This window comes from Bosea sp. 685, from assembly GCF_031884435.1.
Classification (GTDB): Bacteria; Pseudomonadota; Alphaproteobacteria; order Rhizobiales; family Beijerinckiaceae; genus Allobosea.
Genome location: NZ_CP134779.1, coordinates 2,176,952 through 2,193,670 on the forward strand (window position 1 = coordinate 2,176,952; position 16,719 = coordinate 2,193,670).

The following is a 16,719-nucleotide window of genomic DNA, read 5'->3' on the forward strand; positions in this document are numbered from 1 at the left end:
TCTCACCGCCGTCTGCCCGGAGCGGCGGCGGTCACGAGTCGGTGTGAAGCGGCTATTCCGCCGCTTGGGCCACGCCTCCCGCCCAGGCCTCCATCTCCGCCTTCGCCCGCGCGGTCAGCGCGTGCTTGCGCGCGACGCTCTTGGCCGGGCCTTTCAGTTTCTTGCCGTCGGGGCCATGCGTCGCCTGGCCTTCGATATGCGGGAACAGGCCGAAATTGATGTTCATCGGCTGGAAGGAGCGCGGGCCCTCGTCGATGGTGACGATATGGCCGCCGGTGATGTGGTTGACCAGCGCGCCCAGAGCCGTCGTCGCCGGCGGCAGCGTGAGCGATTGGCCAAGGCGCTCGGCGGCGGCCATGCGGCCCGCCAGCAGGCCGATCGCGGCGCTCTCGACATAGCCCTCGCAGCCGGTGATCTGGCCGGCGAAGCGCAGGCGCGGATCCGCCTTCAGGCGCAGCCGCTCGTCGAGCAGCTTTGGCGAGTTCAGATAGGTGTTGCGGTGGATGCCGCCGAGCCTGGCGAATTCGGCGTTCTGCAGCCCCGGGATCATCCGGAAGATCGCGGCCTGCTCGCCATATTTCAGCTTGGTCTGGAAGCCGGTCATGTTGAACAGCGTGCCGAGCGCATTGTCCTGGCGCAGTTGCACCACGGCATAGGCCTTGACCGTCGGGTTGTGCTTGTTGGTCAAGCCAACCGGCTTCATCGGTCCCCAGCGCAGGGTCTCGCGGCCGCGCTCGGCCATGACCTCGATCGGCAGGCAGCCGTCGAAATAGGGCGTGCCCTCCCATTCCTTGAACTCGGTCTTCTCGGCGGCGAGCAGCGCGTCGATGAAGGCCTCGTACTGGTCGCGGTCGAGCGGGCAGTTGATGTAATCGGCGCCGGTGCCGCCCGGGCCGACCTTGTCGTAGCGCGACTGGAACCAGGCCTGGTCCATGTCGACCGAATCGAAATGCACGATCGGCGCGATGGCGTCGAAGAAGGCGAGCGCATCCTCACCGGTGAGCGACTGGATGCCTTGCGCCAGCGCCGGCGAGGTGAGGGGGCCGGTGGCGATGATGACATTGTCCCAGTCTGCGGGCGGCAGGCCGGCGATCTCGGCGCGGTCGATCGTGATCAGCGGATGGGCTTCGAGCGCAGCCGTCACGGCTTGCGAGAAGCCGTCGCGGTCGACCGCGAGCGCGCCGCCGGCCGGGACCTGATGCGCGTCGCCCTTGGCTATGATCACCGAGCCGAGCCGGCGCATCTCCCAGTGGAGCTGCCCGACCGCATTGCTCAGCGAATCGTCGGAGCGGAAGGAATTGGAGCAGACGAGCTCGGCCAGACCTTCCGTCTTGTGCGCCTCAGTGCCGCGCACTGGCCGCATCTCGTGCAGAACGACCGGAACTCCGGCCTCTGCGACCTGCCAGGCGGCTTCGGAACCGGCCAAGCCGCCGCCGATGATGTGTATGGGTTTGACTGTCATGCCAGCGATGTGTCGCCACAGGCGCGCGCGGTCAAGGGATGGATCGGCCTTGCTCGAGCTTATCGGGTAATCGGCTGCCGCTTTTCGCCAGCGCGAAGCCGCGATCGGGGCGCATGCAGGGCCCAAAATGCAAAATGCCCGCTCGAAAGCGGGCATTCGCTCTTCGACCAGGTCCGAGGGGAGGACACGAACCCGGGAGAACTACTTGTAGAAGCCGTGAAGGCTCAGACGGCGGCGTGCGTCCGCGCGACGAAAGCGATTTCCGAACGCGACAGGCCGAGATCGTCCAGCTCGCGGTCGGTCAGGCGCGACAGCTCGCGAACGGTCTCACGGTAACGCAGATAAGAGCGGATCTTGGCAGCAATCATGGTGACGAACATGGTGAAAGTCCTCGGTTTTTTCGGGGCCTTTTGGCCCTGACAGCGATGAATTCGTTGTGCACTGCATATATGGGAGCAGCCTTGCCTGAAACAGAGGCGCCAGATCAGTTCCGTTATGCGCTTTGCGCATGTCGATTTAAGAAATGCTTCATAAATCGGGCGTCGTCCCGCGGTGGGGGTCTGGCAAGGCCATTAGAGTCGGTTCGATTCTGCCTATCTTAGCGCCATTCGAACCGTCGGCCGTTAATAAATCGCTGCCTTGCCTTCTTTCTAGGCATGTTGCGCCTGCTCAGTTCATGCGTGAAGGCCGGGTCCATATGCTGACGCAAGGAGAGAGTCAGCCAAGCAGATGGTCTTGCGCGATAAGATTCGCGTTTTCCGCGATCGTCGGCCTTGCGATCACGCAGCTGTGACCATTTGCGGCCGATTGCGCCGTCCCGGCCCCTTGGCAGTGCATCCACGCCGCCGCACTCTGCCGCCCCTTCCGATAAGCGAGTAACCGCCATGACAAGCAGCACCGTGACGAGCAGCACCATCGCGAAAGCCGCCAAACCCCTGCTGGAGGGCCTGGACGGCCTCGTGCGCGAGCCCTTCTCGCGCCGTGGCTTCGTCATGACCGGGCTGGTCACCGGCTTCACCGCCGCCACCACCGTGGTGCAGGGCCAGACCATTTCCACCGATGCGACGGGGCTGGAGGCCGGCGAGGTCAAGATCCCGACCAGCGACGGCATGATGCCGGGCTACCGGGCCATGCCGAGCGGGGCAGGGCCGTTCCCGGTCATCCTCGTGATCGAGGAGATATTCGGCGTCCACGAATATATCAAGGACACCTGCCGCCGCCTCGCCAAGCTCGGCTACTGTGCCGTCGCGCCCGAACTCTTCGCCCGGCAGGGCGATCTCACCAAGATGACCGACGTGCAACAGATCGTGCGCGACGTGATCGCGAAGAAGCCCGACGCGGAGATGCTGTCGGATCTCGACGCGAGCGTGGCCTGGGCCGCGGCCAGCTCGAAGGGCAATATCCAGAAGCTCGGCGTCACCGGTTTCTGCCGCGGCGGGCGCGGCGTCTGGCTCTACTGCGCCCATAATCCGGCGCTGAAGGCCGGCGTCGCCTGGTATGGCCCGCTCGGCGGCAACCGCAGCGACATCCAGCCCAAGACGGCGGCCGATGTAGTCGGCGAGATCAAGGCCCCGGTGCTGGGGCTCTACGGCGCCGCCGACACCGGCATCCCGGTGGCGGATGTCGAGAAGCAGCGTGACGCGGCCAAGGCGGCCGGCAAGACGGTCGAGATCGTGATCTATCCGGACACGCCGCACGGCTTCCACGCCGATTACCGCCCGAGCTACCGCAAGGCGGCGGCCGATGACGGCTGGACCCGGATGCTGGCCTGGTTCAAGACCTACGGGGTGGTGTGAGCCTGGAGGCGGGCGGGCTTCTTCTCTTCCGTCCGTACCCTCTCGTCATGCTCGGGCTTGTCCCGAGCATCCACGTCTTGAACGCTGCCTTCGACCGGCGAAGGCGTGAATGGTCGCCACAAGGGCGACCATGACGGGAAAGTCGATGGTCAGTCCGCTTGCTCAGAAGCGAATCCTGCGGAGCGATCCGGCACCGCGTTCCGCTCCTCAGCGGGCGCCTCTCATGCTGGTGCAGTTCATGAACGCCATATGTGCCGGGCTGCCGCGCTTCGCCGACCGCCAGCGCATGTGGCCGGGACGGTGAGGGTCGGGGTAGACGCTCCCGCCATTCTCGAGCGCGCATGCGCATGAGACTCGGTCCCTGAACGTCCGGCATTCCTGAGGCGTCCCGCCGAACTGGGCGAAAGCCATTGACGACAGGCCGATGCTGCAAAGCGATGCGATGCCGAGCAATGAAATAGCATTCATTCTGAAGTCGTCCTTATCTTTAGATGAGGTCTACCGCATAAATGCAACCTTAGGGTGCTGCTGACACTTGCGCAAATTCGCAATTTCCTACCCCTGCCGCAAAGGCATCGCTGAATAATCTGGCTGCTATTTTGCACCGCTCCGGTGCTGCCCCACATCCTTGAACCGGGCTCGCGGGAACGTGGCGCGGTTCATCCCGGCCTGCACAGGCAAGGCGCTGCGTCCGCGCTCTTTCCGTCATGCTCGGGCTTGTCTCGAGCATCCACGTCTTGAACACTGCCTTCGACCAGCAAAGACGTGGATGGTCGCCACAAGGGCGACCATGACGGACGCGGCGCCCGCGCTCACCCCGCGATATTGCCCACTGCCTTCGCCCAGGCCTCATCCTCGACCTCAATCCCGAAGCGCTGCGCCAGCACGGCCCTGAGCGCGGCATCGTCCGCGATCTCCTGAATGACCGACGGTTCGCCCAGCCGATGCTCCGATAGGCGCCGGTTCAATAGGGCGAGCCGGCCTTGCGGCAGCACGCGGGCGGCGATCAGGCTGTGGGTGAAATGCGAGGCGGGGTGGGTCGCGACATAATGGTTGGCGAGCTGGTCGTCGATTGGCCAGGTTTCGTCGAGGGTGAAGCGGTAGATCAGGCGCCATTCGCCGGCGACCTTTGCGCGCAGCCACCAGATCTCGCCGCTGCGGTCGAGCCGGTAGGGCTCGTGTGGGGTCGGCTGCTCGATTTCGGGGACGAGCCGCATCGGGCCGGTCAGGACCTGGCCGCCAAGGCCGATATCGCAGAGCAGATCCTGTCCCTCGCAGGTCAGGCGCAGCAGCTTGTGGGTGCGCGCAACCTGAGCCTCCTCGGGCTTGCCGAGCATGACGCGACCCGACATCTGCGCGACCGTGAAGCCGAAGGCCTCCAGCACGGCCTTGAACAGGGTGTTCTGCTCGAAGCAATAGCCGCCGCGTTGGGAATGCACGAGTTTCGCGACGAGCGCCGGCAGGTCGAGCGGCGGCGTGCGGCCCGAAAGCGGGTCGAGATTCTCAAAAGGGATCGCCTGCGGGTGCAGGAGATGCAGCGCGTTCAGTGCGGCACGCGTCGGGGCGACCGCGCCGTCATAGCCGATCCGGGCGAGATAGGCGGCAAGGTCTGGGGCGGCAAGGTCTGAGGCGGAAAGGGCGGCGCTGTGAGGCATGGTTGTCTCGTCGGTTGCATCGTCCCCGGCTGCGGCGCAATGCCGAGTCGAGCTTCAGCGGGGAGAGTTGCGCCTTGTGGCGGCGCTGCGCAAATCGCGGGCGGGGTTCGCCGGCCGGGCTGGATCCGCGCAAATATCCGCCTGGCAAGTATCCGCCTTGTGAAAACTTCCGTTGCGGCAGCAAGGCGCCTGCGATGACTTCGTCCGGGCAAACCAATCGCGCCCGATTTCTGCCCTTATTAAGTCATTCCTTGGCATTCGCTGTCCGATATCGGGCAAGCCGAGCGAGGTTGATCATGAAACACGTCTCAATTCTCTCAGGTGCTGCCGGCCTGCTTTTGATGTCGATGTCGTTTGCCGGTGCGCAGACGACGCCCGCCACACCGGCAACGCCCGCCGCCAAGCCGGCGGTGACCGCGCCTGCCACCACCACGGCCCCTGCCGCTGCCAAGCCTACGGCTGCCGCTCCCGCGACGCGGACGGCGAAGTCCAAGGAATGCTCTGTACAGGCCGACCAGAAGGGTCTGCACGGCAAGGAGCGCAAGAAATTCCGCGACGCTTGCAAGAAAGCCTGAGTAAAATAGCCTGAGCCTGGCCCGCCCGCCATCTCCCGGCGGCGGGCCTTTCGAGGTTTCCAGAAAGGGGTGGGGCGAGATGAGTTTGCTTGATGGGTTGAAAGGCGCGCTTGGTGGCCTTGTCGAACAGGCGGAGGCGCAGCTGCTGCCCGAATTGCTGTCAAAAGCCCTGGCCAGCACCAGCCTCGGCTCGGTGCAGGGGCTGCTCGAGAAACTGCAAGCCTCGGGGCTGGGCCCGCAGGTCGCGTCCTGGCTTGGCAGCGGCGCCAACCAGCCTGTGACGGCTGATCAGATCGAGGCGGCGCTCGGTGACAATGTCATCGGCAAGATCGCCTCGACCTTCAACCGCTCGCCCGATGAGGTGGCCGGCTTCCTCGCCGCCCATCTGCCGACGCTGATCAACGCGCTGAGCCCGAACGGGGCCTTGCAGCCGCACGCTTGAGCCTGAGAATCCGACGTCCAGCTAACGCGGGGAACCCTCTCCCGGAGGGAGAGGGCAGGGTGAGGGGTCGGCCGTTTGACGCTTTGGCCGCGACCTCACCGCTGCTTCGCTGTGAGGACATCACGCCACTGGTCCAGGGGCCTACACCTCACCCCTACCCCTCTCCTTACAGGAGAGGGGTTCTCCGTTGCGGTTCCTGCGGCTGCGCGAAATCTCCGCCGGCGTTTCCGCTGCAGTTTTTTCCTTCCCCCCTCGCGGGAGAAGGTGGCGCGCAGCGCCGGATGAGGGGGCGCCGCGCCCTGTCCGGTTGGCGTCGCGTTCAGGCTAAATGGTGAGCTCACAGCGCCCCCTCATCCGTCTCGGCTACGCCGATCCACCTTCTCCCGCCAGGGGAGAAGGGAATCCCGCACTGCTTCTTTCTCCCCATCAAAGTGGGCTGTTGCCGACTTTGACACTTAGACCGCCCATCTCGGGTAAGCTCGAGATGGGCGGGAGAAGGTGGCGCGCAGCGCCGGATGAGGGTGTGCCCTTTCAGTAGAAGGCACGGCGGCGGCGTTGCACCCAAACAATCAATGGCACGCCCCCCCACCCCTGTCCCTCTCCCATCCGGGAGAAGGGTTCTCCGCGCGTGATCCTGTGAGTGCGGCGCCCCGAAGCTCTCGGGAGTGGGTCGTAACCCCACCCGCAGGCGCAGGCCCGTCTCTGGTACCTCAGGGTCTTTAAGCTTTCCGAGTTCTGATCTATAAAACAAATCGCAACGTACCGGATTTCTTTGCGGTTGTATAATTGCATACATTATCGCAAAAAACTGATATAAATCAATATTTTATGAGATACAAAATGTTCCCCAAATGGTACAGCTGCGAAGCGATCCGGTACGACGCGGTTATGTTTCCGACTCGGGCCACCTCTTTGGGGCAACTTTAGGCGCCAATTTCGGATGATTTGATTTCCGATAACCACATACGATGTGGCAATATTGATGTATGGATATTGACATGTAATTTTTTCGCGCTTAACTAGCCGATGGAACGTTAATCTAAGGGGGCGCCAGTGTCAGGTTCCGAGATCGAAGAGATGTTCAGCATAACCCTCACGGGGCCGGGGATTTCCATCGAGCGTGAAGTGAGTGCCAACAAAGTGGCGGCAATCATGGGCATTATTATAGGCAGCTCTCCGTCTGAAGCAGTAATCACCTCAACGTCCAATATCGGCGGCATTGCTAAACCGGAAAAGGTCTCTCTGCGCGAGTTTTTGGATGAAGCGAAGGCGATTACCAAGCCGGATCAGATTGTCGCCATCGGTCACTATATGGCCGTTCACGAGGGCAAAGACATCTTCTCTCGCGAAGATATCAAGGCGCGTTTTCAGTCAGCACGTGAGCGGCTGCCGTCTAATTTCCCCCGCGACTTCAACGTCGCAATTAGTAAGGCAATGATCGCGGACGATCACCTAAAGTCAGGTCACTACTACGTGACGAAGACTGGCATACAAGCTGTCGAGCGACATTTTGGTGCGAAGAATTAGCGAAGGGATTTTCGATCGTGGCTCTAAAGGACCTGGTTGCAGATCGCAGCAAGCTCACGGAGGCGGCGATTGAGGAAATCGTTCGCGACTACGTGCGGTATGATCCCGGCACTTATGAGGTCGTATTGACGCCTGCTGGTTTGGCGTTGGGTAATGACGCCAAAGTTCTGGTGCTGCTCGTTGCCATCGCTGGGTGGAAGTACGTAGTCGATGAAGTTCAAGCCGTCGATACGAAGCCCTCCGCCATGGAGCAGATGACGGGTATTGTCGGCGGCACTCTCCGTCCTGTGCTTAAGAAACTCAAGGACGCACATTTGGTGGTGGCGACGGGCGAGGGCTACGCTGTTCGGGTGGCCAATTTCGATGCCATTAGTCGTGTGGTCGCGGGCGAGAAAGCCATTGCGAGGCCCACCCCGCGCAAGACGAAGCGCGCTTCGTCGGAGGAGGACTTCAGGACGACGGAGCGCCCGCCATCCTCTCCCGAAACCGGCGCTACGAAAAAACGCCGGAGAGCCGGTGTCCCCATCGTGAGTTCGCTGCATCGGCTCGTTGATTCCGGATTCTTCGTAGAAGAGCGGACGCTCGGCAAAGTCGTCTCTCGGCTCCATGAGATGGCGATTACTGCCAAAACGACATCTTTATCAGGGCCAATCGCTGATCTTGTCCGCGCGGGAAAGCTCACGCGCAAGAAGGTCACGGAAGGGGGTAAGGATATTTGGAGCTACAGGAGCGGGTAGCATGCGTGACACCATCGTCGCTGATCTATCAACGAAGATTCCGGCCTCGCTCGCCACCGAGTTGGTAGAGGCGTACGAGCAACTTGTCGCTAAGCACCGCGGTGGGGATTTCGAGGGAGCGCTAACCAAAGCGGGCCGTTTTGTCGAACATGTGCTCCGGGTGCTCGAACATATCCGCACCGGTGCTGCCCCGACTGAAATCAAGCAGGTCGCAACAACCATACAGGCCATTGAGAAGGACGCTAACCTGCCTGAACCTCTGCGCTTCTTGATCCCGCGAGCCGCTGGGATGATCTATGGCATGCGGAGCAAACGAAACGCGGTGCATGTGAAAGAGACAGACCCCACGGCAATTGATGTTTCACTTGCTGTCGCAGCGGCCGGCTGGATCATGGCAGAACTTCTCCGTCTCTATCACAAGTCGGACGAAAAGGCTGTAGCCGACGCTATGCTTGCCTTAACCCGCGGTACCATCCCGATGGTGGAATCAATAAATGGGCAGGTCTTCGTGGGCAAGACAGTCCCGGCAAAGGTCGAGGTATTACTCTTGCTTGCTCATGCGAAGCCGAAAGGCATAAATCGCACTACTATAGGCAATTCAGCAAAATGTAGCCAGCCCTCCGTATCTACCGCCCTGAAAACGCTCGGGGCGGAGCGAATGGTTCATCTTGGAGCGGACCGATCTTACTACATAACCAGCAATGGAGAGCAGACTCTCGGTCAGTGGTTGCTCCGAGCGGGTTAACTCCCCATTCTATGTGGGCGGTTATCGGTCACGCTCGGTGTCCGTTGTTATCACTTTGACGCCCTCACTCCGCCGCCTGCCGCGCCCCCTTCTTGATCGGCCGCCGTGCCAGTACCTCCTTGAGGAAGCGCGCGGTGTGGCCCTTGCCGATGCGCACCACATCCTCCGGCGTGCCCTGGGCCACGACCTCGCCGCCGCCGTCGCCGCCTTCGGGGCCCATGTCGATGATCCAGTCGGCGGTCTTGATGACTTCGAGATTATGCTCGATCACCACGACGGAATTGCCCTGCTCGACCAGCTCGTGCAGCACCTCCATCAGCTTGGCGACATCGTGGAAATGCAGGCCGGTGGTGGGCTCGTCCAGGATGTAGAGGGTGCGGCCGGTGGCGCGCTTGGAGAGCTCCTTCGAGAGTTTGACGCGCTGGGCCTCGCCGCCTGACAGCGTCGTCGCCTGCTGGCCGACCTTGACGTAGTCGAGCCCGACACGGTGCAGCGTCTCCATCTTCTCGCGGATCGAGGGCACGGCCTTGAACAGGATTTTTGCCTCCTCGACCGACATGTCGAGCACATCGGCGATCGACTTTTCGCGGTATTTCACCTCAAGCGTCTCGCGGTCGTATCGCTTGCCCTTGCAGACGTCGCAGGTGACGTAGACATCGGGCAGGAAGTGCATCTCGATCTTGATGACGCCGTCGCCCTGGCAGGCCTCGCAGCGGCCGCCTTTGACGTTGAAGCTGAACCTGCCTGGTTGATAGCCGCGCGCCTTGGCCTCGGGCAGGCCGGCGAACCATTCGCGGATCGGCGTGAAGGCGCCGGTATAGGTCGCGGGGTTGGAGCGCGGCGTGCGGCCGATCGGTGACTGGTCGATGTCGATGACCTTGTCGAGCAGCTCTATGCCCTCGATGCGCTCATGCGGGGCAGGGTGGTCGATCGCGCCGTTGAGCTTGCGCGCCACCGCCTTGTAGAGCGTGTCGATGACGAGCGTCGACTTGCCGCCGCCCGAGACGCCGGTGATGCAGGTGAACAGCCCGAGCGGGATCTCGACCGTGACATCCTTGAGGTTGTTGCCGCGCGCGCCGACGATCTTGAGCGAGCGGCCCTTCTGGGCCTTGCGGCGCTTGTCGGGCACCGCGACCGAGAGCTCGCCGGTGAGATAGCGGCCGGTGAGCGAGTCCGGGTTGTCGAGAATGTCCTGTGGCGTGCCCTTGGCGACGATCTCGCCGCCATGGATGCCGGCGCCGGGGCCGACATCGACGACATAATCGGCGGTCAGGATCGCGTCCTCGTCATGCTCGACGACGATGACGGTGTTGCCGAGGTCCCTGAGACGGCGAAGCGTGCCGAGCAGGCGCTCATTGTCGCGCTGATGCAGGCCGATCGAGGGCTCGTCCAGCACATAGAGCACGCCGGTGAGCCCGGAGCCGATCTGGCTGGCGAGGCGGATGCGCTGGCTCTCGCCGCCCGAGAGCGTGCCGGAGCCGCGGGCGAGCGTCAGATATTCCAGCCCGACATCGAGCAGGAAGGTCAGGCGGTCGCGGATTTCCTTGAGGATGCGCGGGGCGATCTCGTTTTGCTTCTTCGACAGGCGCGAAGGCAGGGCGCTGACCCACTCCAGCGCGTCCTTGACCGAAAGCCGCGAGATCTCGCCGATATGGCGCATGTCGATCTTCACCGCCAGCGCCTCGGGCTTGAGGCGGAAGCCGTCGCAGGCCTTGCACGGCGTCTCGGACATGAAGCGGCCGATCTCCTCGCGGGCCCAGTCCGACTCCGTCTCCTTCCAGCGCCGCTCCATATTGGTGATCACGCCCTCGAAGGGCTTCTTCACCTCGTAGGCGCGCAGGCCGTCATTATAGGCGAAGCGCACGGGCTCGGTGCCGGTGCCGAACAGGATCGATGTCCTGGCCTTCTCCGGCAATTCGCTCCAGGGCTTCGTCATCGAGAAGCCGAAATGTTTGGCGAGCGAGTCGAGCGTCTGGCCGTAATAGGGCGAGGTCGACTTGGCCCAGGGCGCGATCGCACCCTTCTTCAGGGAGAGCGCATGATCGGGCACGATCATCTCGGGATCGATGCGCATCTCATGGCCGAGGCCGTCGCAGGCCGGGCAGGCGCCGAAGGGGTTGTTGAACGAGAACAGGCGCGGCTCGATCTCGGGGATGGTGAAACCGGAGACCGGGCAGGCGAATTTCGAGGAGAAGGTGACGCGCCTGGCCTCGCCATTCTCGTCCTTCTCATCGGCATATTCGAAGACGGCGATGCCGTCGGCGAGCTCCAGCGCCTGCTCCAGCGAGTCGGCGAGGCGGGCGCCGAGATCGGGCCTGATCACGATGCGGTCAACCACGACGTCGATGTCGTGCTTGAACTTCTTGTCGAGCGCGGGCGCGTCAGGGATCTCGAAGAACTCGCCATTGACCTTGACGCGCTGGAAGCCGCGCTTCAGCCATTCGGCCATTTCCTTGCGGTACTCGCCCTTGCGGCCGCGCACCACCGGCGCGAGCAGATAGCCGCGCGTCTTCTCCGGCAGTTCGGTCAGGCGGTCGACCATCTGCTGCACGGTCTGGCTCTCGATCGGCAGGCCGGTCGCGGGCGAATAGGGAATGCCGGCCCGGGCCCAGAGCAGGCGCATATAGTCGTGGATCTCGGTGACGGTGCCGACCGTCGAGCGCGGGTTCTTCGAGGTCGTCTTCTGCTCGATCGAGATCGCCGGCGAGAGCCCGTCGATCTGGTCGACATCGGGCTTCTGCATCATCTCGAGGAACTGGCGGGCATAGGCCGAGAGGCTCTCGACATAGCGGCGCTGGCCCTCGGCATAGATCGTGTCGAACGCCAGCGACGACTTGCCCGAGCCCGACAGCCCGGTGAAGACGACGAGCTTGTCGCGCGGAATCGCGAGGTCGACATTCTTGAGATTATGCTCGCGCGCGCCGCGCACGGAAATCACACGCGAATCGACCTTGCGGTTGGCGTCGAACATATCCTCAAGCGCAGCGGCCTGGTCGGCGAGGGAAGACTTGCTGACGAGGGAAGGATTGCGAGCCATGGGGGCGTCCGGTTGGGGTAAGCGGTAGAGATAGGGCAAATGCCGGGCCATACGAGGCCTGGCTTCGCGCGCCGGGCATGATTAGCATGCAAGGCCATGTTCCGCAGCCGTTCTCCTGACAACAGCTGTCAGCAGACCTGACCGCTTGCGTCTGGCCGTGCGTCGGAGCCGGTTTGGAGCCTCCAGCCCTCACCCTGAGGAGCCGCGAAGCGGCGTCTCCAAGGATGCTCCAGTCCGCATCGGAGCATCCTTGGAGACGCGCTCCTGCGGAATGCACCCCATCGGGCTCGAAATGAACCGAGCGATATCAGGGATTTCCGATCGGTTGACATCCCCCGCGCCGTCATCCCGGACAAGCCGCGCAGCGGCGCCGATCCGGGATCCATGCCGGAGCCTAACCAGGCAGCGCTCCGGCATGGATCCCGGGTCTTCGCTTCGCTGCGCCCGGGATGACGGCGTGTAGATGGTCAGGGCTGAGCCATTGAAATCTTTGGCTTCATTTCGGGCCTCTGAGGAGCCGCATAAGCGGCGTCTCGAAGGATAAGGGCTCAGATTTTCGAACTGCCTCTCAAACCGGCGGCGGCCGGAAACGCAGCCTGAGCAGAGCCGCCGCGATCAGCATGAGGACGGCGATGGCGATCGACAGGTAAAGCGCTCCCGTCTCGCCGAAATGCCGGATGACGGAGGCGTAGACGACGGGCGCGGTGGCGGAGAGGAAGAAGCTCGGTGCGAGCAGCCTGCCGACGAAGCTGCCATAGCTGCGATGGTCGAAGAGCAGCAAGGGCAAGGTGCCGCGCGTGATCGTCAGGATGCCGTTGCCGGCCCCGTAGCAGAAGGCGAAGGTGAATGCGGCAATGGTGGAGTGCCCGCTGGCGAGGCCCGCGACGAAGCAGAACGGCAGCAGCGCACAGGCCATGAGATTGAGGGTCAGCGGCTCGATCCGCCGGCCGAACAGGACCTCGCAGAGGCGCGCCAGCGACTGGCCGACGCCGCGCAGCGTGGCGATCCAGACCGAGATCGAGGCGGCGAGACCCAGGCCGGCCAGGATGCCGATCATATGGGCGGACATGCCGGCATTGAGGAAATTGGCGAGCGTCGCGATCGCCGCATAGAGCGCGCCGGCGATCGCGATGTCGCGCCGGCTGGTGGCGAGAGGGCGCTGCTCGCTCGCGGCGCCGCGCGAAACAGGGCTTTGGTAGCGGCGGTTCGGGATCGCCAGATAAAGCGGCGCGGAGAGCAGCGCGATGCCGGCATAGACCAGGAGCGCGCCGCGCCAGCCGAGATGCGCGGCGAGCTCGGCGCCAACAGGCCAGAACAGGGTGGAGGCGAGCCCGCCGAGCAGCGTGATCTGCGCTATCGGGCCGCGTGCCTGCGGCCCGCCGATCCGCGCCAGCGCCGCAAACGCGGCATCATAGAGCGTCAGGCGCATCGCCAGGCCGAGGCAGATCCAGGCGGCGTAATAGGCCGGGATCGTCTCAGCGAAAGCGAGGCCGGCGCAGCCGACGGCGTTGAGCAGCGCGCCCGCCATCATCACGGGCAGGCCGCCATGACGGTCGATCAGGCGTCCGACGATGGGCGAGGCCAGGCCCATCACCAGCAGCGCGGCGGAAAAGCCGCCATAGACGACAGTGCCCGACCAGCCGAGATCATTGGCGATCAATTCGCCGAAGCTGCCGATCAGGTAATAGGAGATGCCCCAGGAGACGAGCTGCGACAGGCCAAGGCAAAGAGTGGTCCGGCGCGGGATCAAGAGCTGGGTTCTGAGCTGAAGCCGATCGCGGGAAGCGTGCTGTCCCCCACGGTCAGGGGGCGCTGCATCAGGATGGTATCGACCCACTGGCCGAGCTTGAAGCCGACGGAGCGCAAGGTGCCGGCGGGCTCGAATCCGAAGCGCCGGTGCAGCGCGATCGACCCGGCATTGCCGCTATTGCCGATATTGGCGAGCATCTGCCGCCAGGGGCCGGCCTCGCAGCGGGCGATCAGTGCTGCGAGCAGCGCCGTGCCGATGCCGTGCCCGCTAAGTCCATCTGCGACATAGACGGAATCCTCGATGGTGTGCCGATAGGCCGCCCGAGGGCGATAGGCGGTGGCGTAGCAATAGCCGGCGACCTTGCCGTCGAGCTCGGCGACGAGATAGGGCAGGCCAAGCTCCAGCACGGCGGCCCGGCGCGCCAGCAACTCCTCGATGCCGGGCGGCGTCTCCTCGAAGCTCGCCAGCCCGTGCAGGACGTGATGGGCGTAGATCGCCTGCACGGCGGCCATGTCGGCCTCGACCGCGTCCCGAACGAGGATCGCCGGCCGGCTGGCCGTGGCTTCATGCAATTCCATATGTCTCACGGATTCTCCTCCGGCCGGGTGCGGCCGATCTTGTGGGGAAGGGGATGGCCTCAGGGGCTTGCCATGCTCGGCTTCGAGACGCGTGATACTGAGGTCAGCCAGGAACCGATCATCCAGCTCATACAGGGCCAGCACCTGGTGATGGTGCGACTGCGGTGAGTTGGCGAAGTGGTGGCCGAACTCGCGCAGGATGCGTCCGATCGAGAATGAGCTTGTTGGCATGGGAGGGCGGCCTGAACGAGCCCGGTTTGGCTCCGAGCGACCGGGTCACATTGCCGGAGCGCATTGGATAAAAGAAGCTTTTGCCAATTATGCGAAGCATGAGAAATTCTTTGGTAAGAGGATCGCTTGGCAAAGGCAGTTCTTGGCAAAGGAAGCCCTTGGGCATGCGCGACTTCAATCTCGACCAGCTTCAGACCTTCTGCGACGTCATCGCGCTCGGCAGTTTTACCGCCGCCGCCGAAAAGCTGAATCTGAGCCAGCCGGGGGTAAGCCTGCAGATCCGCCAGCTCGAGCGCCGTCTCGGCGTGGTGCTGATCGAGCGCATCGGGCGCCGTGCGCGGCCGACAGCGGCTGGCGTCGAATTGCTCGGCCATGCCGGCCAGATCGAGGCCGTGGTGTCGGCCGCGCTCGACGGCATGGCCCGGCACGCCACGGGGGCGATGGGGCGGGTGCGACTCGGCACCGGCGCGACTGCCTGCACCTTCCTGCTGCCGCCGATCCTGCGCGAACTGCGCCGGCGCTTTCCGACGCTCGAGATCACGGTCAGCACCGGCAACACCTCGGACATGATCAAGGCGATCGACGAGAACCTGCTCGATCTCGGCTTGGTCTCTCTGCCAGTCTCCGGCCGCATCTTCGAGATCACGCCGGTCCTGGAGGACGAATTCGTCGTGATCGCGCCGCCCGAAATGCGCCTGCCCACGCGCGTCACAGCGGCGGCGCTGTCGGGCCTGCCGGTGCTGCTCTACGAGCCCGGCGGCAACACAAGGCGGATCGCCGATGAATGGTTTGCGCGCGGCGGGGTGGCCTTGAAGCCGGTGATGTCGCTGGGCAGCGTCGAGGCGATCAAGGAGATGGTCGGCGCCGGGCTCGGCTGCGCCGTGCTGCCGGGCATGGCCGTGAGCAAAGACAGGAACCGGGACAGCTTTGTGGTGCGCCCGCTCTCGCCTCGCTTGCATCGCACGCTCGCGGTGGTGATCCGCCGCGACAAGCTCCTGCATCGCGGCCTCAGGGAAACGGTCAAGGCGCTGAAGGCGCTGTCGGAGGGGGCTCAAGGCGTCGAGGATGACCTCGCAGGGTATGGGAGCGCCCGTTCGAGGGAAAAGCTGTAGAAGCGGGGGCACCGCGGCCGTCTTCGCAGTGCTCTCTTGCGGTTGCGGCGCTTGTATGCGGAAAGTCGCCGATCATCTGAAGCCGGTTTGTTTCCCATGAGGCTAGATCCAGTTCGGCACGCGGAGTTCGTGACCGGCCGCAGGCAGTCGGCGCTCGTCGACCTGTGGTCGAAGACGGGGTTTGCAGCGGCGCTGAGCGACGTCACCGGCCCGCATCTCTATGATTATGGCGAGCTGCCCGTCGCGACCGTCGCGATCACCCTCTACGATGTGCGCCGTCATGTGCTGATCGAGGACGGCCGGGTCCGCCGCGACGGACGCGTCGCGGCCGGGCGCTTCCGCATCGGGCAGCCGGGACGGAAGGTCTTCGTCGACGCCGTCCCCGATGTCCCATCCGGAAAGCTGTTGCTGCTTTATCTGGGCGATGCGCTGCTCCGGGATGTCGGCGCTGGCCAGGGCAGGTCGACGCCGATCGAATTGATGGACAAGGCCTGGGATGTCGACGACCCGTTTCTGTCGCTGGCCGCCCAGCGGCTGGTCGAGGCGAGCGACGCCGCCCATTCCGGCCAATCCCTGCTGGCCGAGCAGCTCGCCTATACGCTGGCGCTGCACCTGTCCGATCGTTACGCCGCCCCGAGCAGCGCATCCGGCGAGCACCCTCGCGATCTCGACGCCGGCATGCGCATGCGGATCGCGGATTTCGTCCGCGCCGATCCGGGGCGGGACATCGCCCTCTCCGACATGGCGAAACTCTCAGGCCTCAGCCCCTCCGCCTTCATCCGCAGCTTCAAACGATCCACCGGCCAGACGCCGCATCGTTTCGTCGTCGAGCAACGGGTCGAGGCGGCCGGAGATCTGCTCCGCGATTCCGGGATGACGATTGCCGAGATCGCGCTTGCCGTCGGCTTCTCCTCGCAATCCCATCTCGGGACGGCGTTCAGGACGATCACTGGCTTGAGCCCAGCGCAGTTTCGGCGCCTCAAGCGTGGCGAAGAGTGATTTTCTGACAGAAGCGGCGGTTTCCGCGCGCCGCGCGCCTGTTTTCTGGCAGACATTCCCACCGGCATCGCAA

General features: G+C 64.0%; 14 protein-coding genes. 8 read left to right on the forward strand and 6 right to left on the reverse strand.

What is annotated here, in order from left to right; translation table 11 throughout:
• Positions 1-52: 52 nt before the first annotated feature.
• Both trmFO and RMR04_RS11755 read right to left on the reverse strand, forming a co-directional pair.
• A complete protein-coding gene (gene trmFO, locus RMR04_RS11750) occupies positions 53-1,462 on the reverse strand; it encodes a methylenetetrahydrofolate--tRNA-(uracil(54)-C(5))-methyltransferase (FADH(2)-oxidizing) TrmFO (protein WP_311914798.1) in 1,410 nt (469 codons plus the stop codon).
• 224 nt (positions 1,463-1,686) lie between these two features.
• The gene (locus RMR04_RS11755; RefSeq protein ID WP_082358930.1) at positions 1,687-1,842 is read right to left on the reverse strand and encodes a DUF1127 domain-containing protein; all 156 of its coding nucleotides are present in this window, start codon (positions 1,840-1,842) and stop codon (positions 1,687-1,689) included.
• A 504-nt stretch (positions 1,843-2,346) separates the two neighbouring features.
• Between RMR04_RS11755 and RMR04_RS11760 the strand changes: the two genes are divergently transcribed.
• Entirely contained in the window at positions 2,347-3,258 is a 912-nt protein-coding gene (locus RMR04_RS11760) for a dienelactone hydrolase family protein (protein ID WP_311914799.1), read from the forward strand.
• Positions 3,259-4,070: 812 nt separating this feature from the next.
• On the opposite strand, the gene RMR04_RS11765 is transcribed toward RMR04_RS11760, so the two are convergent.
• On the reverse strand, positions 4,071-4,913 hold the full coding sequence (locus tag RMR04_RS11765; protein ID WP_311914800.1) for an arylamine N-acetyltransferase family protein: 843 nt from the start codon (positions 4,911-4,913) through the stop codon (positions 4,071-4,073).
• Between the two features lie 296 nt (positions 4,914-5,209).
• Between RMR04_RS11765 and RMR04_RS11770 the strand changes: the two genes are divergently transcribed.
• The 5 genes from RMR04_RS11770 to RMR04_RS11790 all read left to right on the forward strand — a co-directional run bounded on the left by RMR04_RS11770 (position 5,210) and on the right by RMR04_RS11790 (position 8,939).
• Positions 5,210-5,488, forward strand: coding sequence for a PsiF family protein (locus tag RMR04_RS11770; RefSeq protein ID WP_311914801.1), 279 nt, complete (start codon positions 5,210-5,212; stop codon positions 5,486-5,488).
• Between the two features lie 16 nt (positions 5,489-5,504).
• On the forward strand, positions 5,505-5,930 hold the full coding sequence (locus tag RMR04_RS11775) for a YidB family protein (RefSeq protein WP_410492258.1): 426 nt from the start codon (positions 5,505-5,507) through the stop codon (positions 5,928-5,930).
• Between the two features lie 1,077 nt (positions 5,931-7,007).
• The gene (locus RMR04_RS11780; RefSeq protein ID WP_311914803.1) at positions 7,008-7,457 is read left to right on the forward strand and encodes a hypothetical protein; all 450 of its coding nucleotides are present in this window, start codon (positions 7,008-7,010) and stop codon (positions 7,455-7,457) included.
• A 17-nt stretch (positions 7,458-7,474) separates the two neighbouring features.
• Positions 7,475-8,194, forward strand: a complete 720-nt coding sequence (locus RMR04_RS11785) for a hypothetical protein (protein WP_311914804.1) — start codon at positions 7,475-7,477, stop codon at positions 8,192-8,194.
• 1 nt (position 8,195) lies between these two features.
• On the forward strand, positions 8,196-8,939 hold the full coding sequence (locus tag RMR04_RS11790) for a hypothetical protein (protein WP_311914805.1): 744 nt from the start codon (positions 8,196-8,198) through the stop codon (positions 8,937-8,939).
• 64 nt (positions 8,940-9,003) lie between these two features.
• On the opposite strand, the gene uvrA is transcribed toward RMR04_RS11790, so the two are convergent.
• The 3 genes from uvrA to RMR04_RS11805 all read right to left on the reverse strand — a co-directional run bounded on the left by uvrA (position 9,004) and on the right by RMR04_RS11805 (position 14,304).
• Positions 9,004-11,976: an excinuclease ABC subunit UvrA gene (gene uvrA / locus RMR04_RS11795; protein WP_410492234.1), complete on the reverse strand. Its 2,973-nt coding sequence runs from the start codon at positions 11,974-11,976 to the stop codon at positions 9,004-9,006.
• Between the two features lie 568 nt (positions 11,977-12,544).
• Positions 12,545-13,726: an MFS transporter gene (locus RMR04_RS11800; RefSeq protein WP_311914806.1), complete on the reverse strand. Its 1,182-nt coding sequence runs from the start codon at positions 13,724-13,726 to the stop codon at positions 12,545-12,547.
• Positions 13,723-14,304, reverse strand: coding sequence for a GNAT family N-acetyltransferase (locus tag RMR04_RS11805; protein ID WP_311914807.1), 582 nt, complete (start codon positions 14,302-14,304; stop codon positions 13,723-13,725). Before RMR04_RS11805 ends, RMR04_RS11800 begins: the two co-directional genes overlap by 4 nt.
• 395 nt (positions 14,305-14,699) lie before the next feature.
• Here RMR04_RS11805 and RMR04_RS11810 point away from each other — a divergent pair, with 395 nt between their 5' ends.
• Both RMR04_RS11810 and RMR04_RS11815 read left to right on the forward strand, forming a co-directional pair.
• Positions 14,700-15,647, forward strand: coding sequence for a LysR family transcriptional regulator (locus RMR04_RS11810; protein WP_311914808.1), 948 nt, complete (start codon positions 14,700-14,702; stop codon positions 15,645-15,647).
• A gap of 129 nt (positions 15,648-15,776) precedes the next feature.
• On the forward strand, positions 15,777-16,646 hold the full coding sequence (locus RMR04_RS11815; protein ID WP_311914809.1) for a helix-turn-helix domain-containing protein: 870 nt from the start codon (positions 15,777-15,779) through the stop codon (positions 16,644-16,646).
• Positions 16,647-16,719: the final 73 nt, after the last annotated feature.